This is a genomic window from uncultured Jannaschia sp., assembly GCF_947494055.1.
GTDB lineage: Bacteria > Pseudomonadota > Alphaproteobacteria > Rhodobacterales > Rhodobacteraceae > Jannaschia.
Genome location: NZ_CANLTR010000049.1, coordinates 1 through 21,033, shown reverse-complemented (window position 1 = coordinate 21,033; position 21,033 = coordinate 1). Strand labels below are relative to the sequence as shown.

Here is a 21,033-nt window from a genome sequence, read left to right as displayed (position 1 = left end):
CCCCGCCGAACCCGGACCTTCGGTCGGGCTACGCCCTTCCTGCGGTCCGGGTTCGGCGGCCCGTTCTCATCCAGATTGTCGCTCGTATCTCATCCTGATCGACGCGCATCACAGATCGCCGTGCCGACAAGCACAGCAGACACCCTCTGCCCTATTTATGTGCGAAAGTGAAATCCCGGTTGGCAAAGCAAAATTCGAGGGCACATTGTTTGGCAGGATGTCAGCAAGCTCGTACGCGCCATCCGGACATTGACGTGTAGAATTCAGAGCGCGGTAATAAAGAACGCTGACGCGAGATCACATTCCACCCGGTCACTCGCCTTGCCCACCCGGACTGGGCCGCGTCAGGATGAAAAGCATCGCCCCCACCAGAACAAGAGCCTGAAGGCCCAGAATCGAAGGCGGCAGTTTCACCAGCAAGCCAAGCCCCAGGACCACCGCCATGGAAATACACGCAAACACCTTGTAGCGCGTCGCAATCGCCCCGTGCGCTTCCCAATCGCGCAGCGCTCCTCCGACGCGGGGATGATCCATCAAGCGGCGCCGCAGGGCGGGCGATCCTTTTCCGAAAGCCCAAGCCGCCACGATGAGAAACGGTGTCGTCGGTATGAGCGGCAGCAGAACGCCGATCATCCCGAGGCCGAGCGAGACGGCACCGCAGGCCACCCAGACCGCCCGTGGGACATGGTTTGCGGCTTTAGGCGTTCCGTTCATGCCAGTCTCAGGTCAGGCGGCGTCGAGGAGCAGCCGTAGCCGTCGCGCCTGTCGATGATGTTGCCGTGGATCGAAGCGGCGATGCGCTCGGCCCGCTCGATCATGTGCGCGGCACCTTCCGGCGGGCAGGTTTCCCGGGCCGTCTGCGAGAACAGGTCGAGCCAGCGGTCGAAATGGGCCTTCTCCACGGGCAGAGAAAGATGCGCGCGCATGGGCGAACCGTGATAGCGGCCTGTCATCAGGGCGACGGACGACCAGAACGCGACCATGCGGTCCAGATGCGGTCCCCAGTCGGATATCCGTTCGGCGAAGATTGGCCCCAGAAGCGGATCGCGCCGGGTCTGGTCGTAGAACGCATGAACGAGGCGGGTCAGCGCCGCGTCGTCGAGCCCGGTCTGGTCCATCAGAGCGCGGGTGATCTCTGGCCGGAGCGTGACGACCTCCCGGCGCGCGGGGACGGAAGCGGACATGGCATTCGGCCTTGAATAGGTATCCGTAATACTATTTTATGCCAATCAAACGCCGCCGTAAAGCCCCGAGGACGTCCGATGCGCCTGACTTCCTTCACCGATTTCGGCTTCCGAGCCCTGATGCGGATTGCGAGCGAGCCCGATCGCGCCTTCTCGACCGCCGAGATCGCCGACGAGTTCGGTATCTCTCGCCATCACTTGACGAAGACGATGGCGGTGCTGGCCGCTGCCGGGTTCCTGACCACACGGCGCGGCGTCGGCGGTGGGGCGATGCTCGCGCGACCGGCGGGGCGGATCGGGCTGGGCGCGGTGGTGCGGGTGCTCGAGCGCGAGCAGGCGCTGGTCGAGTGCTTCCGCGCCGATGGCGGAGACTGCGTGATCACGCCGGAATGTCGTCTGAAGCACTTCTTCGCTGAGGCCGAGGAGGCGTTCCTTGCCCGGCTCGACGGCTACACGCTGGCCGATTGCACGCTGGCGCCGCGCGCGCGGTCCGTGGCGGAAGCGCGGTCGTGAAGCTGGATATCAACGCGGCGGGGGTCGAGGTTCCGGCGGACGAGTTGGCCCCGCTGCTAGAGATGGCGCCGCCCGAGCTGCGTCGCCAGATGCGCGAGGGCGGCGTAACCAGCGTCTACGAGACGGGCGAGGACGAGGATGCGGGCCGGTTCCGCGTCACCTTCCGGTCGGCGCACTGGCGGGTGCGCTTCACCTGCACGAGCGACGGGACCGTCCTGAGCCGGCTGCGCAACCGTCGGGGCGTGCCGTGAGCGCGGGCACGGCGGAGCGGATGCGCGACTGGGCCGGGCCGGCGGTGCTGAGCTTCGGATTTCGGCCGTTCTTCCTCCTCGGCGGCCTCTGGGCCGCCGTCGCCATGGTGGTCTGGATCGTGATGCTGTCGGGCGCCGCCCCCTTGCCCACTCTCTTCGACCCCGTGGCCTGGCACGCGCATGCCTTCGTCTTCGGGTATCTCGGCGCCGTGATTGGTGGGTTCCTCCTGACGGCGGTGCCGAACTGGACGGGGCGGCTGCCGGTGACGGGATGGGGGCTTGGCGCGCTCGCCCTGCTCTGGCTCGCGGGGCGCGTGGGCGTCGGGACCTCGATCTGGATCGGCCCGCTCGCGGCCGGCGCCCTCGACCTCGCCTTCCCTGTCTGCCTTGGCGCCGTGCTCCTGCGCGAGGTCGTATCGGGGCGGAACTGGCGGAACCTGCCGGTCCTCGCGCTGCTCGCCGTCTTCGCGGCCGCGAACGGTCTGTTCCACGTCGAGGGCGGCGTCGGCGCAGGCGCGCGGCTGGGCCTTGCGACCGGCCTGATGATGATCGCGTTCGTCGGCGGCCGGATCGTCCCGAGCTTCACCCGGAACTGGCTGGTGAAGCAGGGCGTGGACGCGCGCCCGTCGCCGCCCATGCAGGGCTTCGACAAGGTGTCGCTAGCCGTGACGGCCGCGGCGCTTCTGGTCTGGGTCGCATGGCCCTGGCACGTCCCAACCGGGGCCGCGCTGATCGTCGCCGGCGGGTTGCAGGTCCTGCGGCTGGCGCGCTGGCGGGGGCATTGGACCCGGGTCGAGCCGCTGGTCTGGGTGCTCCATGCCGGCTACGCGTTCCTGCCGCTCGGCGCGCTGGTGATGGGGGCAGCGATCCTCGCGCCGGATCGCGTCGCGCCGGCGGCCGCGCAGCATCTGTGGATGGCCGGGGCGGTCGGGCTGATGACGCTGGCGGTGATGACTCGCGCCACGCTGGGCCATACCGGGCGCGCGCTCAGTGCCGGCCCGGCGACGACCGCAATCTATCTGGCGGTCATCGGCGCGACCCTCGTGCGGTTCGGGGCTGGGCTCTGGCCTGCGGCCGCATCGGGGCTCCACGCGGTGTCGGGGACCCTCTGGATCGCCGCTTTCGCCGGGTTCGCCGCAATCTACGGCCCGATGCTGCTGCGCCCGAAGCCGTGATGGGCTGGGCCGAGCTAGCGGCCGCCTTCGTCGCGTTCTTCCTCAGCCATTCGGTGCCGCTGCGCCCGGCCGTCCGCGCGCGGCTCGTCGGCCTGCTCGGACCGGGCGGGTTCGGCATTGTCTATTCGGCCCTGTCGCTCACCGCCCTGGTTTGGCTGATCGCCGTGACGGGGCGCGCTCCCTATGTGGAACTCTGGCCCCGCCTGGCATGGCAGACCTACGTTCCGCTCACCGCCATGACATTGACTTGCCTCATCGCCGCCTTCGCCATCGCCCGGCCGAACCCGTTCTCGTTCGGTGGCGAATCGAGCACGTTCGATCCGTCGAGGCCCGGCATCGTGCGCTGGCTGCGACACCCGCTGCTCGTCGCGCTGGCGCTCTGGTCGGCGAGCCACATGGTGCCGAACGGCGATCTGGCGCATGTCCTCCTATTCGGCACCTTCGCGGGCTTCGCCCTCTTGGGGATGCGGATCGTTGACCGGCGCAGGCAGCGCGTGATGGGAGCGGCGCGCTGGACGGCGCTGCGTCGCGCGGTCGCCGCTGGCCCGCGCCTGCCGCGCCTGGCATCGCTTTCGGGCGCGACGCCTCGGCTCGCCCTCGCGGCGGCGCTTTACGCGGCGCTCCTCGCGCTTCACCCGGTGGTGATCGGCGTCTCGCCGCTGCCCTGATCGTCCAGGGCTATCGTGGATCAAGGTTGGAACACGGAGCGGGTGCTCCGGGGAAACGCTTGCCGAGGCGTTTCCCCGCGGGGCCGACGTCTATGTCAGCGCATCCGTCGGAAGTTCATTTTTAGCGGTAACCCACGTTCATCACGTAGTTGAACAGCAAGTCCTCTTCGTGCCTGACATCCTCCCAAAGGCTTTGGAGGACGTCACGAGCGTTCAGGACGCCCAGCGGCATGCCGTCCGGATCGACGACGGGGACATTCTTCAAGCCGCGATCCTTCATGGTCTGCCAGCAATTCCCAAGCTGCTCGTCCGGCGTCATGCAGACGACAGCGCGGGACATCGCCTCGGCAACGGGCGCCGTACAGCTCGCGCCCGCGCAGTGCCCCATCTTCCGGACGGCATCGCTCTTGGTGAGGACGCCAATCATCCTGCCTTGCCGGTCACGGATTACGAGCATGTCGTAATCGTCGTCCAGCAGCCGTGCCCCCTCCAGAAGCGCCGCATCCTCGTCGATGCAGCGCATCCGATCCCGGACCTTTGGCAGAAGAGTCCTGACCAGCATATGCCCTCTCGCTTCATCCACTTGTCGGTCGCTCGTCGTTGAGCGCGGCGCTCGCCCGGATGCGGGCGGGGCCAAGGTCGTTGCGGGGCAAACGTCGATGCCCGATTTAACCGTTCATCCGGGCATCATCCTGTTCCTCCCTCAGGCGCCGATCGGTCGGGGCGGCACGACCTGCTCCATCAGGTCGTTGTCCCATTCGCCGTCGACGACGAAATGCGCCTCGGCCCCGAGCAGCGCGGCCTCGATCAGGTTGTGGTTGACGTAGGCATAGGTGCCCGGCTGCTCGAAGGTGTACATCGCCGCCATGGCCGATCCGCCGCGACAGAACCACGTCTCAAGCCCGGTCAGCGGCGCGTCGCTGAACGATCCGGTCTCCCAGACGTGGTTGCCGTGCCCGCCGATCAGGTGGGGCCGTGAGTCGCGGTTAGCCTGGTTGTGGATCATCAGCACCGTCCGGCCGACCGCCGACCGGATCGCGCCGCGCCCCGTCAGGGCGCCGACGGCCCCGTTGAAGACCGAATGGGTCGGGATCAGCGTCCGCATTGCCGCAAGGCTGTCGGCGTAGTCCTCTCCGGCGGTGGCGTACTGGACGAAGCCGCCGCTCGCGTCCCGCGGCAGGTAGTAGTCCTGCTCGCCGATATAGGCGATCTGGTCGTAGCGCAGCGGGTTGCCCTGACCGTCCTTCAGGCCGTCGCGCGGCAGGACCATGATCGCCCCGTTCATGCCGTGGCAGACGTGGTAGGGGATCATCGCCCCGCCGGGCGCACAATGATAGGTGAAGCAGCCGGGCTTTGTCGCCTTCCAGCGCAGCACCGTCTCCTCGCCGGGATAGATATGCGTCAGCGCCCCGCCGCCAAGCGCTCCGGTGGAGGCGTGGAAGTCGATGTTGTGCTCCAGCATGCTGTTCATCGGGTTGCGCAGCGTCAGTTCGACATAGTCGCCCTCGTGCACGACGATGAGCGGACCGGGGACCGAGCCCTCGTAGGTCAGCGCCCAGATGCTGGCGCCGGTATCCTCGTCCACCACCATCAGGCGCTCGCGGATCGTCATCTCGATCTCGACGACCTTCGGCGGGCCGCTCGCGACCTGCTCGTGCTCGGGCGCGTTTGGCGGCGGCACGAGGCGCTGGCGGACGTGCTCCAGCCCCGACAGGTCGGCCGGCGCGGCGTGGGCGATGGCGTCGGCCTGCGCCTTGACGACGGACGCTCCGGCCATGTGCGAGCGGGGCAGCGGCGCGCGGGCGGGAGCGCCATGGGCGAGCGTCCCGGTAAGCGCCGCCGCACCAGCCAGGGCCGTGCCGCGCAGCATGCCGCGGCGGGTGGTCGTTGGACAGGAGGCCCTCCGGCCACCGTCCGCCGCGATCGTCCGTTCTTGATCGCCGGTCTTCATCTTGCGTCCTCCACACAACAGTTCAGGGACCCGGCCCACGTGGGGCGGGGCGATCGGGCAAGGTCAGAGACCGAGCTCCTCGATCTGCATGACGAAGCGCTCCATTGCGTTGGGCGGGATGCGGCCGGCGAGGAACTCTCCAGGGACCTCCGACACGTCGCCCACTGCAACGGTCATCACCATGCCCATGGCGTAGTGTGGGAGGCACTTGATGCCGTAGAGACCGTCGGTCTCCAGCGTGACCTCGATCTCCTCGTTGATCCGGCCCTTGAAGGCGTTCGCGCCCTCCGGCGTCATCTCGAGGATGCTCTCGGCGTTGTGCCCGCGATCGGCGGCGAGGAACTTGACGGTGTCGCCCGGCGCGACTTGGAGGAAGGCCGGTTCAAAGACCATGACCTCCCCGCCCTCGCCGCGGTTTAGCATCCGGACCTCATGCGTCTCCGCGAAACCGCCGGTGGCGGACATCGCCGCAAGGGCCAGTCCAGTGATCGTCGTCCTGAGCATGGCGCATTTCCTCGTCGTGCTTGTTTCGGATGCCACCCGCCTACGCCCGGTTTGAATCGGCGTTCTTGATGCAGATCAAATTAAATGGTATTTATGATACCTATTTAGTGGAGGCGCCTCGAACCGGCGGCCATGACGCGCTAAGCTTGGCGTGCGGAGGACGACACGATGCGCCAAGACATTCACAACGCCGACGTCCCTGTGCTGTGTCGCGCCTGCGAGGCGCGCCATCGCGGGATCTGCGGCGCACTTGATTCAAACGAGCTTCTGCGTCTCGGACGCAGGAGCAGCCGCCACGAGCACGGTGCCGGCACGACGCTCGTCGCGGTCGGCGATCGGTCCGAGCATTGCTCGAACATCCTCAGCGGGGTGGTGAAGCTGTCGAAGCTGCTGGCGGACGGGCGCCAGCAGGTGGTCGAACTGCAGTTCGCGCCCGATTTCCTGGGTCGCCCCTTCGCCGAGGAGAGCGATGTCCTGGTCGAGGCGGCGACCGACGTGCGGCTCTGTTCGTTCCCGCGCCATGCGCTCGAGGCGATGATGGCCGACGCGCCCGCCCTCGAGAACCGAATGCACAGACAGGCGCTGCGCCAACTCGACGATGCGCGCGACTGGATGATGACGCTCGGCCGAAAGAGTGCCGCCGAGAAGGTGGCGTCGTTCCTGCTGATGATCGCGCGCCACGTGCGGCCGCAGGACGACGGGTATTCGTCACGTTTCGATCTGCCGCTCAGCCGCTCCGACATTGCCGACTTCCTCGGCCTTACGATCGAGACGATCAGCCGCCAACTCACCAGGTTGCGTAGAGACGGAATGATCGAGATCGAGAGGGCGCGTCATGTCACGGTGCAGGATCTCGATGCACTGAAGCGCGCTGCCGCAATCTGACGTTAAAGATCAGATCAACTCCAGTCGACGGTAAAGCGGTAGGACAACGTCGCGATCGAAGGCTGAGTGCCGCCTGAGCGGCTGGAACAGGCCGCGCATCAGGAAGCCCAGGCGGTCGGCGTCGGCGCGGCGCGGATCGCGGACAAAACGCATGACGGCTTCCGCGACCATGACGGCATGGTCCTCGTCTTCGATATGCTCCGCCCTGAGGCGCGCGATTGTGACTTCGAGCCCGGCGTCGCTTGCGAGAATTACGGGAAAGATCCGCGCTTCTTCGAGATCCTGGCACGCGCGCAAGGTTGGATAGAGTTCCTCGGCCAGAACCGTCGCTGCCAAGGTGTCGATGCGGTCAGGGAGCGTGTCCGCCAGCGCTTCCAGTTCATGGCAGACCTGCTCCTGTCCCGAGATCAGAACCTCGAAGCGCAACGCAGGGCTGTTGCGTTCCTCGACTACTCCGGTGGGCGTCTGCACCCGGTCGCCTCCTGTGACTGAACGATTTTGAGACCGATGCCGAAGATAACCCCGTCAGTCCTCACACGATTTGACCTGGATCAAGAATGGGGAGCGAGACGCGCGATAGGGGGGCATGAATTCAGCTTTCGGACGTCGTCGTGCCTGTTTCCGCTTCGAACAATTCCGCCAGGATCGAAAAGATCACGCTGTCCGCACCCTCCATCCGGTGCGGTGGCTGCGTGGCGTCGATCGAACATGCGCTGGCGAAGCTTCCGGGCGTGGCAAGCGCGCGCGCCAACCTGACGCTGTGCCGGATCACGGTGACGCCCGCATGGGGCGGTGCTGCCCTCGACACCATCCTGGCAGAGCTGAACCGGATCGGGCATCCCGCCACCCGGATCGACGAGGCCGACCTCTCCGGCGAGACAAGCGACGGGACCGCGCAGGCGCTGCTGCGCGCCGTGGCGGTCGCGGGCTTCGGCGCGATGAACGTCATGCTTCTGTCGGTGGCCGTCTGGTCCGGGGCAGGCGGGGCGACGCGCGAGACGTTCCACTTGATCTCGGCCCTGATCGCCCTGCCGGTCGTGGCCTATGCGGGGCGGTTCTTCTTCGTCTCGGCCTGGGGAGCGCTGCGGACGGGGCGCATGAACATGGACGTGCCGATCGCGCTTGCGATCACGCTGGCGCTGGCGCTGAGCCTGTTCGAGACGGCGCATGGCGGCCAGGAAGTGTTCTTCGACGCGGCGGTGACGCTGACCTTCTTCCTTCTGATCGGGCGCTATCTGGATCACCGGATGCGCGACCGGGCGCGGAGCGCGATGACCGGGCTCGCACGGCTCGCGGTGCGCGAGGCGCTGGAGGTCGCACCCTCCGGCGCGCTCCGGCCCGTCGCGGTCGAGGCGATCGTGCCGGGGATGGTCCTGCGGATACCGGCGGGCGAGCGCCTGCCCGTCGATGCCCGTATCGTCGCGGGCGCCAGCGACCTCGACCGGGCGCTGGTGACGGGCGAGTCGCGCCCGGTCGCAGTGGCGGCGGGCTTCGAGGTCGAGGCTGGCGCGCTGAACCTGACTGGCCCGGTCGACGCGGTCGCGCTGCGCCCGGTGAGCGAGAGCTTCCTCGCGCAGATGATGGGGATGCTGGCCACCGCCGAGGCGGGACGCGGGCGCTACGTGCGGATCGCGGACCGCGCGGCGCGGCTCTATGCGCCGCTCATCCATCTGCTGGCTCTGGTGACCTTCGCAGGCTGGCTGGCTGCGACCGGCGATTGGCAGCGCGCCGCCTTCGTGGCGATCAGCGTGCTCATCGTCACCTGCCCCTGCGCCCTGGCGCTGGCCGTGCCGGTCGCGCATGTGGTCGCGGCGGGCCGGCTGATGGCCGAGGGCGTGCTGATGAAGGACGGTTCCGCGCTGGAGCGTCTGGCGGGCATCGACCGCGTCGTCTGGGACAAGACGGGCACGCTGACCACCGGGACACCGGCGCTCGCGCCCCTGCCCGCGATGGAGACCGCGACCGAAGCGGCGCTGGCGGCGCTGGCCGCACGCTCGGCGCATCCCGCGGCGCGCGCGATCGCCGCGCGCCTCCCTGCCCCGAATCTGGCGCTGGAGGATGTAGCGGAGCGTCCGGGATTCGGCGTGGAGGGGCTGATCGGTGGGCGGCGTGCGCGGCTCGGCCGTTCTTCCTGGGTGGCCGAGATCACAACCGGCCTGACGGAGGGCGACGGACCAGCCTTCGCCTTCGAGGGGGAAGCCATGCTGCGCCTTCCGCTATCCGAAAGCCTGCGCAACGGTGCGGTGGAGGCGGTGTCGGCGCTGGCCCGGCGGGGCCTGTCCAGCGAGATCCTGTCGGGCGACGCTGCGTCCGCCGTCGCGCGGATCGCTGCCCGGCTCGATATCGCGGAGACGCGCCACGAGCTGACACCCGCCAGCAAGATCGCCCGACTTGATGCGCTGCGCGACGCCGGTCATCGCGCGTTGATGGTGGGCGACGGACTGAACGACACCGCGGCGCTGGCCGCGGCGCATGTGTCGATGTCGCCGGCCTCGGCGTCCGAGGCCGGTCGTGCGGCCGCGGATTTCGTGTTTTTGCGCGACGATCTGGAGGCTGTGCCCCTGACGTGGAAAATCGCCAAGCGCACGGCCAAAATCGTCCGGCAGAACTTCGGCCTCGCGATCCTCTACAACTGCATCGCCGTGCCGCTTGCCACGGCCGGTCTCGTCACGCCGCTGATCGCCGCCATTGCGATGTCGGCCTCGTCGATCGCGGTGGTGGCGAATTCACTGCGGCTGAACAGGCGTGAAACGAGACCATCGGCGCGAGATTCGACGCTCCAGGAGGTGCCGGCATGACGATCCTCTACCTGCTGATCCCGGTCACCCTGGTGATGGGCGCCGCCGGGCTCGGCGCCTTCTTCTGGAGCCTTCGGGCCCAGCAATACGACGACCTCGCAGGCGATGCCGAGCGCATCCTGCATGACGGCCGGGACGAGCCGCTTCCGCCAAGAAAGGAGACCGCAAGATGATGACGCGTCTGACCGTCGCTGAGCGACAGAGCGCCATGTTCATCTCGGGCCTGGTCGCCGTCGCAGGCTTCGCCATGGCCGTCGCCGGGCACGGCGATCCGATGGGCGCGCATGGCTGGATCACGCTCCTCTTCGCCGCGACGCTGTTCTTCCTCGCCGGGGAGGCGCTCTATCACGACGAGCCGACCGAGGATCGCTCGGCGGAGTACTATGACGACCCGACCAAGGCCGGCATTCTGATCTCTCTCGCCTGGGCGGTGATCGGCATGGGGATGGGGGTCTGGGTCGCAGCGCAGCTCGCCTGGCCCGACCTCCGCTTCGACGCCGCCTGGTCGAGCTTCGGGCGTCTGCGACCGGTCCATACCTCGGGCGTGATCTTCGGCTTCGGCGGCAACGCCCTGATCGCCACGTCCTTCCACGTGATGCAGCGCACCAGCCGGGCGCGGCTCGCCGGCCATGTCTCGCCGTGGTTCGTGCTGCTGGGCTTCAACCTCTTCTGCATCATCGCCGCATCGGGCTACCTGATGGGCGTCACCCAGTCCAAGGAATACGCCGAGCCGGAATGGTACGCCGATCTGTGGCTGGTGGTCGTCTGGGTCGTCTACTTCGTGCTCTACGTCCGCACGCTGGCGCGCCGCAACGAGCCGCATATCTACGTCGCGAACTGGTACTACATGGCCTTCATCCTGGTCGTGGCGATCCTGCACATCGTCAACAACCTGGCCGTTCCCGCCAGCTTCGACGCCGCCAAGAGCTATTCCGCCTTCGCCGGCGTGCAGGATGCGATGACCCAGTGGTGGTACGGCCATAACGCTGTCGCGTTCTTTCTGACCGCCGGGTTTCTTGGCATGCTGTACTATTACCTGCCCAAGCGGGCGGAGCGGCCGATCTATTCCTACCGCCTGTCGATCCTGAGCTTCTGGGGGATCGTGTTCTTCTACATCTGGGCGGGGTCACATCACCTGCACTACACCGCCCTGCCGCAATGGGCGCAGACGCTGGGCATGACCTTCTCGGTGATGCTGCTGGTGCCGTCCTGGGCCAGCGCGGGCAACGCGCTGATGACGCTCAACGGCGCCTGGGACAAGGTCCGCACCGACGCGACATTGCGGTTCATGATGATGGCGGCGGTGTTCTACGGGCTGTCCACCTTCGAGGGGTCGTTCATGGCGGTGCGCGCGGTCAATTCACTGTCGCATTACACCGACTGGACCGTAGGCCACGTCCATGCGGGCGCGATGGGCTGGGTCGCTCTCATCACTTTCGGTTCGATCTATACCGTCGTGCCGCTGCTCTGGCGCAGGGAGACGATGTATAGCTGGAAGCTCGTCGAGTGGCACTTCTGGCTCGCCCTGGCCGGGACCGTCATCTACATTTTCGCGATGTGGAACAGCGGCATCACCCAAGGGCTTATGTGGCGCACCTACACCGAGAGCGGCACGCTCGCCTATTCCTTCCTCGAGACGATGCTGGCGATGTACCCCTACTACGTCGCCCGGGTCATCGGCGGGTCGCTGTTCCTCGTGGGTGCGATCCTCGCGGCCTTCAACGTCGTCATGACGATCCGGAATGTCGGGTACCGGGCTCCGCAGATCGACTATCCAACGGCGTCGGAGGCGGGTGAGCCCGCCATCCCGGCTGCGGAGTGATGCCGATGTTCAGAAAGCTCCTTAAGCCCTTCGCGCGCTTTTTCGAGCTGCACGCGCGCACCCATTACCGAGCGGAGCGACACTCCTTCGCACTCGCCGCCGGCATCATACTCGCCGCGAGCGTCGGCGGGTTCATCGAGATCGCCCCCCTCTTCACAATTGACGAAACGGTCGAGGCCGCGCCCGACATGCGGCTCTACACCCCGCTGGAGCAAGCCGGGCGCGACATCTACATCCGCGAAGGCTGCTATGCCTGTCACAGCCAGATGATCCGCTCGCTCCAGGACGAGGTGGACCGCTACGGCCCCTATTCTCTGGCCGTCGAGAGCCAGTACGATCACCCGATGCTCTGGGGGTCGAAGCGTACCGGCCCGGATCTTGCCCGCGTGGGCGAGAAATATTCCGACGACTGGCAGGTGCGCCATCTCGTCGATCCCCGCGCCTTGGTGCCCGGCTCGGTGATGCCGCAATACGCTTTCCTGCTCGATGCGGAACTCGAGACGGGGAGCCTGCCGGACCGTCTCGCCGCTCTGCGCGCCGTGGGCGTGCCCTATGGCGACGCCCAGATCGTGAACGCCGCCGCCGATGCCCGTGGCCAGGCGCTGCCCGACACCGATTGGGCTGACGGGGTCGCGGAACGTTACGGCGAAGAGACCAACATCCGGCACTTCGACGGGCGGTCGGGCGAGTTGACCGAAATGGACGCGCTCGTCGCCTACCTCCAGATTCTGGGCGGCCTGACGGACCTGCCGGCCGAAATACAAGCGGCAAGAGGAGATTGACCGATGGAACTGACGTATGAAGGGACCTCGGCCTTCGCCAAGTCCTTCGGGTTGATCTATCTGATGGTCCTGTCACTGGGCATCACGGTCTATGCCTTCTGGCCGTCCCTCGGAAAACGCTTCGATCGTGCCGCGAAAAGCGTGCTCGACGACGAGGAGGGACCATGTCGGTAAAAGAGCGCGATCCGCTGACCGGGCACGAGACCACCGGTCATGAATGGAACGGGATCACCGAGCTCAACACGCGCGTCCCGCGGGTGATCTGGTGGGCCATCGGCATCAGCCACGTCTGGGCGCTGGTCTACTGGGTGCTGATGCCTGCCTGGCCCTTGGTACACACATATACCAAGGGACTTCTGGGCTATGATCAGCAACTCGTCGTCGATGACCGCGTTGCCAGGGCCTACCGGGAGCTCGAGACCTGGCGGGCGCCGCTGACCGAGCTGCCCGCTCACCAGATCCGCGAAATCCCCGAGATCATGGCGCATGTGAACGCCACCGCTCCGGCGCTCTTCGGCGATTACTGCGCCGGCTGCCACGGGACGGAAGGGGCCGGCGGTCCGGGCTTTCCCAGCCTCGTCGACGACGCCTGGCTCTGGGGTGGCGATGCGGAAACCATCATGGAAACGCTGCGCGTCGGTATCAACGCCCCGCATCCGGAAAGCCGCATCGCCCAGATGCTCGCCTTCGGCGCATTGGACATTCTGACCCGGCCGCAGATCCGCGCGGTCGTGGATTACGTGCAATCCCTCTCCGGGCTCGAGACGGAGGCCACGCCGGAGGTTCTGGCGGAGGGGGAGGCGATCTTCGCGGAGAATTGCGTGAGCTGTCATGGCGAGGACGCCCGCGGAATCCGCGACCTCGGCGCCCCCGACCTGACCGACGACACCTGGATTTATGGCGGCGACGATGCGACGATGTTCACCACGGTCAATCTCGGGCGCCAGGGCTGGATGCCTTCATTCGAGATGCGGCTCTCTGCCGCCCAACGGATGATGCTCACGCTTTACCTTCAGGATCTGGCCGCGGAGGCGGACGAATGACCCGTCCGCGCATGATCGGCATCTCGGCCGCAATCCTGCTCGTCGCGGGCTTCGCCGCGGCCAACGCTCACCTTGTCACCGTCGCCATCGGCACTCAGCCCGATTGCGTCCTCGCCACCTCACAGAAAGAAGGCGCCGCCCTTCCGCGCGCGGCGAAACCGTCATGCTGAGCGATCGCACCGACCCGCCGCCCCCGGACAACCCCCATGCGGGCGGAATGATCCCCAAGGTGGTTCCGCCGCTCCCGCGCCCGAACCCCCGCGCCCGCGATCTGCCTGGACGCACGGCCTTCACCTGGCTGCGCGCGGGATGGTCCGACCTCTGCACCAACCCGCTTCCCAGCCTGCTTTACGGGTTCGGCGTCTTCGTCCTCTCCGCCTTCATCGTCTGGGGCCTGTTCCGGTTCGGATACGAATACGTGCTTTTTCCCGCGCTGGCGGGGTTCCTGGTCGTCGGGCCGCTGATCGCCAGCGGCCTTTACGAAAAAAGCCGCCATCTCGAACAGAACAGGCGGATCGGCCTGGCCGGAATGATCTTCGTCAAGCCGCGCTCCAGCTATCAGGCGCTCTTCATGGGTGTCTTGCTGCTGGGGCTCTTCATGCTCTGGCAGCGATCGGCGGTCCTGATCTATGCCCTCTTCTTCGGCCTCGTTCCGTTCCCCGGCACCGACGAGTTGTTGCCGATGCTTTTTCTAACTCCGACGGGCTGGGCCTTGCTTCTGACGGGCAGCGTGGTCGGCGCGCTCTTCGCCGCCTTCGCCTTCGCCATCAGCATCTTCGCCGTGCCGATGCTGCTCACGGAACGCACCGACGCGCTGTCGGCGCTCGGGATCAGCATGGCGATGGTATGGAACAATCTTGCCGTGATGCTGGCTTGGGGGGGCGTCGTGCTGGGCCTGTTCCTGGTCTCGGTTGCGACTGCTTTCGTCGGCCTGATCGTCGTCTTTCCCGTCCTCGGCCACGCCACCTGGCACGCCTACCGCACGATCCGGGCAGACGACCGGCAGGAGGGCGAGACCGAGCGCATGTTCATCCGCCCGGCGTGAGGCTTTCGGGCCGTCGCCGGGAAGCCCATCAGTCCACGACTGCGACACCGCGTCGACTCGCAAGAAGAAGATTATTTGCTGGTCAAAAATTATTGCCGATCCTAGATCTCCAAGCGGCAGGTGACGATCAGCGAGGCCGACCTGCCCGATGCCGGCCTGCGCCTCGACCTCGCGCGACTGGCTTCATGCCGGCTTTGCCACGCGGGCTTCCGAACCGTCGTCATCGACCATCTCGCCCGCCCCGACGACCCCATGAGGATGGCAGCGGAAGGGGGACGCTGCGACGGAACTTCCAGGGCTATACCTGCAATACGGCGGAAATGCCGATCGGGCTCGGCGCCTCCGCGATCTCGCGGCTGCCTGCGGGTCATGCGCAGACCGCGCCGCGTAATGCCCACTGGCGCGCGTACCAAGGTCGACCTGCGACTGTGCGCGGACATGCCCTCACCGCCGAGGATCGGCTCCGGGCTCAGGTGATCGAGCGCCTTCTGTGCGACTTCACCATTGATCCATCCGCCTTCGAGGATCGGGACGCGGTGCACGCCCTGACCGGGCCGATAGCCTCGGCCTGGCGTGGCGCGGTTGCGCTCGACGGGGCGGGGTCTCTTCAGGCCCGGTCCGGCATAAAACACCTCGTCTGAATGATGGCCGTCGAGGACGACGCCTATACGGTGCCGGAGGGGGGCACAGCATGTCGGTCTGACTGGGATAGGGCTTCAGCCCTGAATGCTCCGCAGGAACGCGGTGAGGGCGAGCAGGTCGGCCGGCACCGGCGTGCCGAGCCCGTCATGCTCGACGATGACCGTATCGCCCAGGTCGCGCGCGCCGAATTCCGGCATGACGGCCTCCGGATCACCGTGCCGGTCCAGCCCGTCGATCGTGGCCATCACGTAGTTCTCGGGGAACGTCCCACCTGCGGCGGCGGACAGCCCGGTCAGATCCGGACCGATTGCGCCGGTACCGTCCGGGTCGTGACATTGCGCGCAGTTCTCGGCGAAGAGGACCCGCCCGCGGGTGGCGTCGATGTCGGCCTCCGTCGGTAGAGGATCGTTCGGCTGACAGGCAGGAAGGAGGAACGAGGTGGCGAGCATCAGGGGAGCGAGGCGCATGGGGCGGTCCTTGTCGGTGGCGTCAGCAGGTTCGTGCAGCAGAAAATTGCAAGAGCCTGGGATTGCGATCAATGCGCAAGCAAGACTGGCAGCTCTCTCTGCGCCATCATCGTCCGGGTGGTGCCGCCGAGGATCAGTTCTCGCATCCGCGAATGCTCGTAGGCGCCCATGACGACGAGGTCGGCCTGCATCTCGCGGGCGCGGTCGAGGATGGCTTGGCCGATCTCGATGCCGCCGCTGGGATATTGCTGGACGTCGACCTTGCAGCCGTGATGGCTGAGCCACTGCGCCATGCCGGATCCGGGATTCTCGCCGTCGCGCGACGGCGTGGCGACCGGATCGAACACGGCGACCGTCACCTCCTCTGCCTCCCGCAGCAGCGGCAGCGCCGCATGGGCGGCACGGGCCGCGGGCAGCCCGGAGTTCCAGGCCAGGAGGACACGTTCGGGCTGCAGGGCTCGGGGCCGGCGCGCGCCGTTGATCAGGAGGCCCACAGGGATCTGGAAGAGGGCCGCCTGCGCCGTCTGCGAGGGTGCATCGGATTCGTCGCGAAGCCCGTCGGAAATTACCACGAGATCGCAGGTCAGTGCCCGCCGCGCGACCTCCGCGTCGAGCGCCACGGGCTCTGCCATCACCGCCTCCACCTCGGCGCTGTAGCCCTGCCGCCCGAGATCGTCGCGGAGTACCGTGGCATTCGCCTCGAGCCGCGCGCGCGTCTCCTCGATACTGTCGGTCCAGCCGTCCGGGAACGCGATGACGCCGTATTCCCCCGCTCCGTAGGCGTAGACGGGCATTCGGGGCATCGCGCCCATGACCACCACCGAGAGATGAATACCCAGGTCTCGGACGCTGTCCAGGAGCGGCGCCAATTCGCTCGGTTGGTCGTCGGCGTCCACAAGAAGAAGTATCGTCGCGTTCCGCATGCTGCCGCTCCCGAGCTTGGCTTGGGAAAGCATAAGCGATCCGGGCACAAAGCGTCCTTGACCGAAATCAAGTTGACGAGGCGCTGTTGTGCTCGTTCAGCGCAGACCGGAACTTTCCGTTGTTGGTGATGCTGTCGCCATGGGAGAATTCCGCCTTGGTTCCGGGCCGCGCTTACGCGGACGAGATATTGAAGCCGCTATCGACGTAGATGGTCTGCCCGGTCACGAAGCGGGCGGCGGGCGACAGCAGGAAGGTCGCCATTGCCCCGATCTGGTCGATAGTGACGAGCTGGCCCATCGGTGCGCGCGCGGCCGCCGCCTCCATCAGTCGGTCTAAATGACTGAGGCCCGACGCTGCACGCGTGCGCACCGGACCGGGCGAGAGCGCATTGACCCGGATCGCTTGCGGCCCGAGCTCGTGCGCCAGGTAGCGGACGGTCGACTCGAGCGCCGCCTTTACCGGGCCCATGATGCCATAGCCGGGCACGACCTTTTCCGAGCCATAGAAGCTCATCGTCAGAATGGCGCCGCCCTCGCGCATCAGCGGTTCGGCCCTTCGCGTGAGGCGAACCAGCGAATGGCACGAGACGTCGACCGCCGTTGCGAAGCCGTCGGCCGAACTGTCTAGCACGCGGCCCTGCAGATCCTCCTTGGGCGCGAAGGCGATCGAATGGACAAGGAAGTCGAGCGCGCCCCATTGTTCGGCGATCGTCCGGAACAGGGCATCCATCTGCTCGGGCTTCGTAACGTCGAGCGGCAGCAGGATCGGCGCCTCGACGGCCAGCGCGACCGGCTCCACATGCGGAAGCGCCCTGTCGTTCAGGTAGGTAAGCGCGATCTCGGCGCCCGCCTCGTGCAGCGCCACCGCGCATCCCGCGGCGAGCGATTCCTTGTTGGCGACGCCGACGACCAGCCCGCGCATCATGCCTGCTCCAAAAGGTCGCGCGCGTGGATGGCCATCATCTTCACCTCGTTGGTCGGGATGACGAAATGTTTCGAACGCGTCAGCATCGCCAGGCGCTCGACCACGCCATCGCGGACCGGGGCGGCATTCTCGCCGATGCCGGCGAAAAACACCAAGGCGTCGAGGCCACCCAAGGATACCGCCATCATCGCCGTGTGCGCCACCTTGAAGATGAAAAAGTCAATCGCGAACCCCGCACCTGCTTGGCCAGCTCTGTTCCTGTCATCCGAGGCATTGCCTCGTCGGTGATCAGAAGGTCGATGTCCGGCCGCCTGGTCATCGTCTCGAGCGCCTTCGTCCCGGAATTGGCGTCTTCCTGTTTCTTCACGGTGGGAAAGGCGTGCATTTTGATCGGCCAGGTACAGGCAACCCGAAAATCCGTTCTTGACCTGGACCGGCCTCGGACGTCAGCCAGGCTGGATCAAGGAGGCTCTCGAGAACGGGACCCCTCTTGAAGACTTCCTCATCGAGCCCAGGAGCTGATCCGACGAGAGGCTTGACGAAAATCCCTCATACCATGCCAATGACAGGCGGATCGTTGGAACATGCGCGATGTCTTCAGCCGATGAACAGGGCGAGATTTTCCCGACCCGCTTGAAGCTCCGTCGGATCGATCCGGAGCGGAACATGCGGCGTTTCTATCTGATGCAGGTGCAGCCCGACCTCTTTGGCGGCGCAAGCCTGATCAGGGAGTGGGGTCGCATCGGCAATCGCGGCCGCGTTCTTGTCGAGCATCACGCGGATGAAGGCGAAGCGGCCACCGCTCTGCTGAACATGGCCCGCGCCAAGGGCCGGCGCGGCTACGGCAGCTGACGAATCCCTGCGACGCGGGTTCTGCTGCCGCCGGTCTGTCCGACGGCGCACCACCGGGACCGAGACCCTGATGCGGCACCGAGGACCCGACCAGCGCGACGCCACCCGGCAGCGAAGTGCTCGCTGGCCTGGTCGAGCGCGTCACGTTCCACAGCGCGGACAGCGGCTTCTGCGTTCTGCGGCTGAAGGCCCGTGGGCATCGCGACCTCGTCACGACAATTGGCCACGCCGCAACGATCTCCGCGGGTGAGTGGGTGACCGCCTCCGGCGAATGGGTCAACGACCGAACGCATGGCCTGCAGTTTCGCGCGCGGTTCCTGAAAACGTCGGCGCCTTCGTCGATCGAGGGGATCGAGAAGTATCTCGGCTCGGGGATGGTCCGGGGCATCGGACCGGTTTACGCACGGCGCATGGTGAAGCATTTCGGCAAGGATGTCTTCGACATCATCGAGGCCACGCCGGAGCGCCTGCAGGAAGTCGACGGGATCGGTCCCAGGCGCGCAGAGAGGATCACCTCCGCCTGGGCGGACCAGAAGGTCATCCGCGAGATCATGGTGTTCCTTCACCAGCACGGCGTCGGCACGGCTCGGGCGGTTCGCATCTTCAAGACCTACGGCACCGACGCGGTCGAGGTGATGAGCGAGAACCCCTACCGGCTCGCCCGCGACATCCGCGGCATCGGGTTCCGGACGGCGGACCTGATCGCCGAAAGGCTCGGGATCGAAAGAACCGCGACGATCCGCCTTCGCGCCGGCATCTCCTACGCCTTGAGCGAAGCCATGGGAAATGGTCATTGCGGGATGCCCGTCGCCGACCTGACCGCCCTCGCAGTGAAGCTGCTCGAGGTTCCCGAAGACCTGATCGGGACGGCGCTGGACCTGGAACTGGCGGACGGCGCCGTGATCGCAGACAGCATCGCAGGCGTGCCCGGCATCTTCCTCGGCGGCCTGTACCGTGCGGAGAAAGCGATCGCAGAGCGTTTGCAGCGCATCTCCGCCGGGACGCTGCCCTGGCCCGAGATCGACGCGGACCTCGCGCTGCCCTGGATCGAGCGCCGGACCGGACTTGCTCTTGCGGAGAGCCAGGCCGAGGCCATCCGTCTGGCGCTCCGCTCCAAGCTGCTGGTCGTTACCGGCGGCCCGGGCGTGGGCAAGACGACCATCGTCAATTCGATCCTGCGCATTCTGGAGGCGAAGGCGGTGAGGCTCTTGCTTTGCGCGCCCACCGGCCGTGCCGCCAGGCGCATGTCCGAGGCGACCGGAATGGACGCCCGGACCATTCACCGGCTCCTGGAGTTCGACCCCCGGGCCTTCGCCTTCAAGCGGAACCTCGAGCATCCGCTCGAATGCGATCTCCTGGTGGTCGACGAAAGCTCGATGGTCGACGTCCTGCTGATGCAATCCCTGCTCAACGCCGTTCCCGACGACGCCGCCTTGCTGATCGTCGGCGACATCGACCAGCTGCCGTCCGTCGGTCCCGGCCAGGTTCTGGCCGACATCATCGCCTCGGGCGCCGTCTCTGTGGTGCGGCTGACCGAAGTGTTCCGGCAGGCGGCGCAGAGCCGCATCATCACCAGCGCGCACCGGATCAATCGCGGGCATATCCCCGATCTCGCCAAGCCCGCAGGGGATACCGACTTCTACTTCGTGCCGGCCGCCGATCCCGAACAGGCGGTGGCCCGGGTCGTGCAGCTCGTCCGCACGCGCATCCCGCAGCGCTTCGGTCTCGATCCGATCCGTGATGTGCAGGTTCTCTGCCCGATGAACCGCGGAGGCGTGGGCGCGCGATCGCTCAACATCGAACTGCAGGCCGCGCTCAATCCCTCGGACGGAAACAAGGTCGAACGCTTTGGCTGGACCTTCGCGCCCGGCGACAAGGTCATGCAGATCGAGAACGACTACGACAAGGAGGTCTACAACGGCGACATCGGCTACGTGGACGGTGTCGATCCCGACGAGGGTGAGCTTGTCGTCAGCTTCGACGGGCGCCCGGTCACCTACGGGTTCGGCGAACTCGACACGCTGGTGCCCGCCTATGCCACCACGATCCACAAGAGCCAAGGATCCGAGTATCCAGCGGTCGTCATCCCGATCCTGACCCAGCATTACACCATGCTGCAGCGCAATCTGCTCTACACCGGCGTCACGCGCGGCAAGAAACTCGTGGTCCTCGTCGGGCAGCCGAAGGCCGTCGCGATCGCAGTCAAGAACGTCTCGAGCCGAAAGCGGTGGTCGAAGCTGGACGAATGGTTGACGGAACCCCTTTCGGGATGATCGAGGCGCTACGCGCGCTGCGGCCGCCATCCGGCAGATCACGCTCGGAGGTATCGCAGGGTCCGGTCTCGAAGCTCGTCTTGCGGCAGTCGCATCCGTGTCGACAGCGGAGACAACCCCAACCTCGGCCAAGCGCACTCATTGCCGTCCGATGGCATGCATTCCGAATGGTCCCGACAACCATGTGATTATCGTGATCTCGACCGAAGGGCACCTTCCAACAGCGCTCTTCCTCCATAGCGTCACGAAAAACCGTATCCGTCCGGCGTGACCGCCGTTGACATTCAGCGTGGCTGCCAATTCCACGGCGTGAGTTCGTCGATGCGGTTG

26 protein-coding genes and 1 pseudogene are annotated in these 21,033 nt (G+C 66.6%); 17 read left to right on the top strand and 10 right to left on the bottom strand.

The genetic code is table 11. The annotated features are described in order from the left end of the window. Positions 1–312: 312 nt before the first annotated feature. Both Q1A87_RS20455 and Q1A87_RS20450 read right to left on the bottom strand, forming a co-directional pair. The gene (locus tag Q1A87_RS20455) at positions 313–714 is read right to left on the bottom strand and encodes a YbaN family protein (RefSeq protein WP_299655787.1); all 402 of its coding nucleotides are present in this window, start codon (positions 712–714) and stop codon (positions 313–315) included. Next, positions 711–1,184: a group III truncated hemoglobin gene (locus tag Q1A87_RS20450; protein ID WP_299655784.1), complete on the bottom strand. Its 474-nt coding sequence runs from the start codon at positions 1,182–1,184 to the stop codon at positions 711–713. Before Q1A87_RS20450 ends, Q1A87_RS20455 begins: the two co-directional genes overlap by 4 nt. Before the next feature lie 78 nt (positions 1,185–1,262). Here Q1A87_RS20450 and Q1A87_RS20445 point away from each other — a divergent pair, with 78 nt between their 5' ends. From Q1A87_RS20445 to Q1A87_RS20430, 4 genes are read left to right on the top strand one after another with little or no spacing between them, the layout of a single operon-like run. Further along, complete coding sequence (locus Q1A87_RS20445) at positions 1,263–1,697, top strand: Rrf2 family transcriptional regulator (protein ID WP_299655781.1); 435 nt, start codon at positions 1,263–1,265, stop codon at positions 1,695–1,697. Then, positions 1,694–1,948 carry a DUF6522 family protein gene (locus Q1A87_RS20440; RefSeq protein ID WP_299655778.1) on the top strand — a complete coding sequence of 85 codons (255 nt, stop codon included), beginning with the start codon at positions 1,694–1,696 and terminating at the stop codon, positions 1,946–1,948. Before Q1A87_RS20445 ends, Q1A87_RS20440 begins: the two co-directional genes overlap by 4 nt. Next, complete coding sequence (locus tag Q1A87_RS20435; protein WP_299655775.1) at positions 1,945–3,123, top strand: NnrS family protein; 1,179 nt, start codon at positions 1,945–1,947, stop codon at positions 3,121–3,123. The genes Q1A87_RS20440 and Q1A87_RS20435 overlap by 4 nt, the downstream gene beginning before the upstream one ends. After that, on the top strand, positions 3,123–3,791 hold the full coding sequence (locus Q1A87_RS20430; RefSeq protein ID WP_299655772.1) for an NnrU family protein: 669 nt from the start codon (positions 3,123–3,125) through the stop codon (positions 3,789–3,791). Before Q1A87_RS20435 ends, Q1A87_RS20430 begins: the two co-directional genes overlap by 1 nt. Before the next feature lie 121 nt (positions 3,792–3,912). On the opposite strand, the gene Q1A87_RS20425 is transcribed toward Q1A87_RS20430, so the two are convergent. The 3 genes from Q1A87_RS20425 to Q1A87_RS20415 all read right to left on the bottom strand — a co-directional run bounded on the left by Q1A87_RS20425 (position 3,913) and on the right by Q1A87_RS20415 (position 6,246). Continuing rightward, a complete protein-coding gene (locus tag Q1A87_RS20425) occupies positions 3,913–4,353 on the bottom strand; it encodes a CBS domain-containing protein (RefSeq protein ID WP_299655769.1) in 441 nt (146 codons plus the stop codon). 141 nt (positions 4,354–4,494) lie between these two features. Further along, positions 4,495–5,661 carry a copper-containing nitrite reductase gene (nirK, locus tag Q1A87_RS20420; RefSeq protein WP_299655790.1) on the bottom strand — a complete coding sequence of 389 codons (1,167 nt, stop codon included), beginning with the start codon at positions 5,659–5,661 and terminating at the stop codon, positions 4,495–4,497. A 144-nt stretch (positions 5,662–5,805) separates the two neighbouring features. Then, positions 5,806–6,246, bottom strand: coding sequence for a pseudoazurin (locus Q1A87_RS20415; protein WP_299655766.1), 441 nt, complete (start codon positions 6,244–6,246; stop codon positions 5,806–5,808). 168 nt (positions 6,247–6,414) lie between these two features. Here Q1A87_RS20415 and Q1A87_RS20410 point away from each other — a divergent pair, with 168 nt between their 5' ends. Continuing rightward, positions 6,415–7,131 (top strand): Crp/Fnr family transcriptional regulator, encoded by a 717-nt coding sequence (locus Q1A87_RS20410; protein WP_299655763.1) that lies wholly within the window; start codon positions 6,415–6,417, stop codon positions 7,129–7,131. Positions 7,132–7,140: 9 nt separating this feature from the next. On the opposite strand, the gene Q1A87_RS20405 is transcribed toward Q1A87_RS20410, so the two are convergent. Next, positions 7,141–7,602, bottom strand: a complete 462-nt coding sequence (locus Q1A87_RS20405; protein WP_299655760.1) for a hemerythrin domain-containing protein — start codon at positions 7,600–7,602, stop codon at positions 7,141–7,143. Positions 7,603–7,742: 140 nt separating this feature from the next. Between Q1A87_RS20405 and Q1A87_RS20400 the strand changes: the two genes are divergently transcribed. The 9 genes from Q1A87_RS20400 (at position 7,743) to Q1A87_RS20360 (ending at position 15,262) form a co-directional block, all read left to right on the top strand. Continuing rightward, positions 7,743–9,929 (top strand): heavy metal translocating P-type ATPase, encoded by a 2,187-nt coding sequence (locus Q1A87_RS20400; protein WP_299655758.1) that lies wholly within the window; start codon positions 7,743–7,745, stop codon positions 9,927–9,929. Then, complete coding sequence (gene ccoS, locus Q1A87_RS20395; protein WP_299655756.1) at positions 9,926–10,102, top strand: cbb3-type cytochrome oxidase assembly protein CcoS; 177 nt, start codon at positions 9,926–9,928, stop codon at positions 10,100–10,102. Before Q1A87_RS20400 ends, ccoS begins: the two co-directional genes overlap by 4 nt. Then, positions 10,099–11,751, top strand: a complete 1,653-nt coding sequence (gene ccoN, locus Q1A87_RS20390; protein WP_299655754.1) for a cytochrome-c oxidase, cbb3-type subunit I — start codon at positions 10,099–10,101, stop codon at positions 11,749–11,751. Before ccoS ends, ccoN begins: the two co-directional genes overlap by 4 nt. Positions 11,752–11,756: 5 nt before the next feature. Beyond that, positions 11,757–12,533, top strand: coding sequence for a cytochrome-c oxidase, cbb3-type subunit II (gene ccoO, locus Q1A87_RS20385; protein WP_299655752.1), 777 nt, complete (start codon positions 11,757–11,759; stop codon positions 12,531–12,533). A gap of 3 nt (positions 12,534–12,536) precedes the next feature. Then, the gene (locus tag Q1A87_RS20380) at positions 12,537–12,707 is read left to right on the top strand and encodes a cbb3-type cytochrome c oxidase subunit 3 (protein ID WP_299655750.1); all 171 of its coding nucleotides are present in this window, start codon (positions 12,537–12,539) and stop codon (positions 12,705–12,707) included. Beyond that, complete coding sequence (ccoP, locus tag Q1A87_RS20375) at positions 12,698–13,576, top strand: cytochrome-c oxidase, cbb3-type subunit III (protein WP_299655748.1); 879 nt, start codon at positions 12,698–12,700, stop codon at positions 13,574–13,576. The genes Q1A87_RS20380 and ccoP overlap by 10 nt, the downstream gene beginning before the upstream one ends. Continuing rightward, on the top strand, positions 13,573–13,746 hold the full coding sequence (locus tag Q1A87_RS20370) for a hypothetical protein (protein WP_299655746.1): 174 nt from the start codon (positions 13,573–13,575) through the stop codon (positions 13,744–13,746). Before ccoP ends, Q1A87_RS20370 begins: the two co-directional genes overlap by 4 nt. Then, on the top strand, positions 13,740–14,621 hold the full coding sequence (locus Q1A87_RS20365; protein ID WP_299655744.1) for a DUF2189 domain-containing protein: 882 nt from the start codon (positions 13,740–13,742) through the stop codon (positions 14,619–14,621). Before Q1A87_RS20370 ends, Q1A87_RS20365 begins: the two co-directional genes overlap by 7 nt. Positions 14,622–15,049: 428 nt before the next feature. Continuing rightward, the gene (locus tag Q1A87_RS20360; RefSeq protein ID WP_299655742.1) at positions 15,050–15,262 is read left to right on the top strand and encodes a hypothetical protein; all 213 of its coding nucleotides are present in this window, start codon (positions 15,050–15,052) and stop codon (positions 15,260–15,262) included. 75 nt (positions 15,263–15,337) lie between these two features. Here the strand turns inward: Q1A87_RS20360 and Q1A87_RS20355 are convergent, their stop codons facing one another. The 4 genes from Q1A87_RS20355 to Q1A87_RS20340 all read right to left on the bottom strand — a co-directional run bounded on the left by Q1A87_RS20355 (position 15,338) and on the right by Q1A87_RS20340 (position 17,781). Next, the gene (locus Q1A87_RS20355; protein ID WP_299655740.1) at positions 15,338–15,730 is read right to left on the bottom strand and encodes a cytochrome c; all 393 of its coding nucleotides are present in this window, start codon (positions 15,728–15,730) and stop codon (positions 15,338–15,340) included. Between the two features lie 68 nt (positions 15,731–15,798). After that, positions 15,799–16,653 carry a universal stress protein gene (locus tag Q1A87_RS20350; protein WP_299655738.1) on the bottom strand — a complete coding sequence of 285 codons (855 nt, stop codon included), beginning with the start codon at positions 16,651–16,653 and terminating at the stop codon, positions 15,799–15,801. A 172-nt stretch (positions 16,654–16,825) separates the two neighbouring features. After that, positions 16,826–17,578, bottom strand: a complete 753-nt coding sequence (gene fabI / locus Q1A87_RS20345) for an enoyl-ACP reductase FabI (RefSeq protein ID WP_299655736.1) — start codon at positions 17,576–17,578, stop codon at positions 16,826–16,828. Next, positions 17,575–17,781 carry a hypothetical protein gene (locus Q1A87_RS20340; protein WP_299655734.1) on the bottom strand — a complete coding sequence of 69 codons (207 nt, stop codon included), beginning with the start codon at positions 17,779–17,781 and terminating at the stop codon, positions 17,575–17,577. Before Q1A87_RS20340 ends, fabI begins: the two co-directional genes overlap by 4 nt. 202 nt (positions 17,782–17,983) lie before the next feature. Between Q1A87_RS20340 and Q1A87_RS20335 the strand changes: the two are divergent. The 3 genes and pseudogenes from Q1A87_RS20335 to Q1A87_RS20325 form a co-directional block, all read left to right on the top strand. Next, a pseudogene (locus tag Q1A87_RS20335) lies at positions 17,984–18,100 on the top strand (H-NS family nucleoid-associated regulatory protein); the annotation flags it as partial. Positions 18,101–18,169: 69 nt separating this feature from the next. Further along, a complete protein-coding gene (locus Q1A87_RS20330; protein WP_299655731.1) occupies positions 18,170–18,430 on the top strand; it encodes a WGR domain-containing protein in 261 nt (86 codons plus the stop codon). A gap of 116 nt (positions 18,431–18,546) precedes the next feature. Next, positions 18,547–20,703 carry an ATP-dependent RecD-like DNA helicase gene (locus Q1A87_RS20325; RefSeq protein ID WP_299655728.1) on the top strand — a complete coding sequence of 719 codons (2,157 nt, stop codon included), beginning with the start codon at positions 18,547–18,549 and terminating at the stop codon, positions 20,701–20,703. Positions 20,704–21,033: the final 330 nt, after the last annotated feature.

Bases quoted from the DNA above. Each gene is read 5' to 3' on its own strand.
- Q1A87_RS20430 (WP_299655772.1), top strand. From the start codon at position 3,123: ATGGGCTGGGCCGAGCTAGCGGCCGCCTTCGTCGCGTTCTTCCTCAGC.
- ccoN (WP_299655754.1), top strand. From the start codon at position 10,099: ATGATGACGCGTCTGACCGTCGCTGAGCGACAGAGCGCCATGTTCATC.
- Q1A87_RS20365 (WP_299655744.1), top strand. From the start codon at position 13,740: ATGCTGAGCGATCGCACCGACCCGCCGCCCCCGGACAACCCCCATGCG.
- Q1A87_RS20445 (WP_299655781.1), top strand. From the start codon at position 1,263: ATGCGCCTGACTTCCTTCACCGATTTCGGCTTCCGAGCCCTGATGCGG.
- ccoO (WP_299655752.1), top strand. From the start codon at position 11,757: ATGTTCAGAAAGCTCCTTAAGCCCTTCGCGCGCTTTTTCGAGCTGCAC.
- Q1A87_RS20355 (WP_299655740.1), bottom strand. From the start codon at position 15,730: ATGCGCCTCGCTCCCCTGATGCTCGCCACCTCGTTCCTCCTTCCTGCC.
- nirK (WP_299655790.1), bottom strand. From the start codon at position 5,661: ATGCTGCGCGGCACGGCCCTGGCTGGTGCGGCGGCGCTTACCGGGACG.
- fabI (WP_299655736.1), bottom strand. From the start codon at position 17,578: ATGATGCGCGGGCTGGTCGTCGGCGTCGCCAACAAGGAATCGCTCGCC.
- ccoS (WP_299655756.1), top strand. From the start codon at position 9,926: ATGACGATCCTCTACCTGCTGATCCCGGTCACCCTGGTGATGGGCGCC.
- Q1A87_RS20455 (WP_299655787.1), bottom strand. From the start codon at position 714: ATGAACGGAACGCCTAAAGCCGCAAACCATGTCCCACGGGCGGTCTGG.
- Q1A87_RS20410 (WP_299655763.1), top strand. From the start codon at position 6,415: ATGCGCCAAGACATTCACAACGCCGACGTCCCTGTGCTGTGTCGCGCC.
- Q1A87_RS20380 (WP_299655750.1), top strand. From the start codon at position 12,537: ATGGAACTGACGTATGAAGGGACCTCGGCCTTCGCCAAGTCCTTCGGG.
- ccoP (WP_299655748.1), top strand. From the start codon at position 12,698: ATGTCGGTAAAAGAGCGCGATCCGCTGACCGGGCACGAGACCACCGGT.
- Q1A87_RS20370 (WP_299655746.1), top strand. From the start codon at position 13,573: ATGACCCGTCCGCGCATGATCGGCATCTCGGCCGCAATCCTGCTCGTC.
- Q1A87_RS20330 (WP_299655731.1), top strand. From the start codon at position 18,170: ATGTCTTCAGCCGATGAACAGGGCGAGATTTTCCCGACCCGCTTGAAG.
- Q1A87_RS20450 (WP_299655784.1), bottom strand. From the start codon at position 1,184: ATGTCCGCTTCCGTCCCCGCGCGCCGGGAGGTCGTCACGCTCCGGCCA.
- Q1A87_RS20425 (WP_299655769.1), bottom strand. From the start codon at position 4,353: ATGCTGGTCAGGACTCTTCTGCCAAAGGTCCGGGATCGGATGCGCTGC.
- Q1A87_RS20415 (WP_299655766.1), bottom strand. From the start codon at position 6,246: ATGCTCAGGACGACGATCACTGGACTGGCCCTTGCGGCGATGTCCGCC.
- Q1A87_RS20350 (WP_299655738.1), bottom strand. From the start codon at position 16,653: ATGCGGAACGCGACGATACTTCTTCTTGTGGACGCCGACGACCAACCG.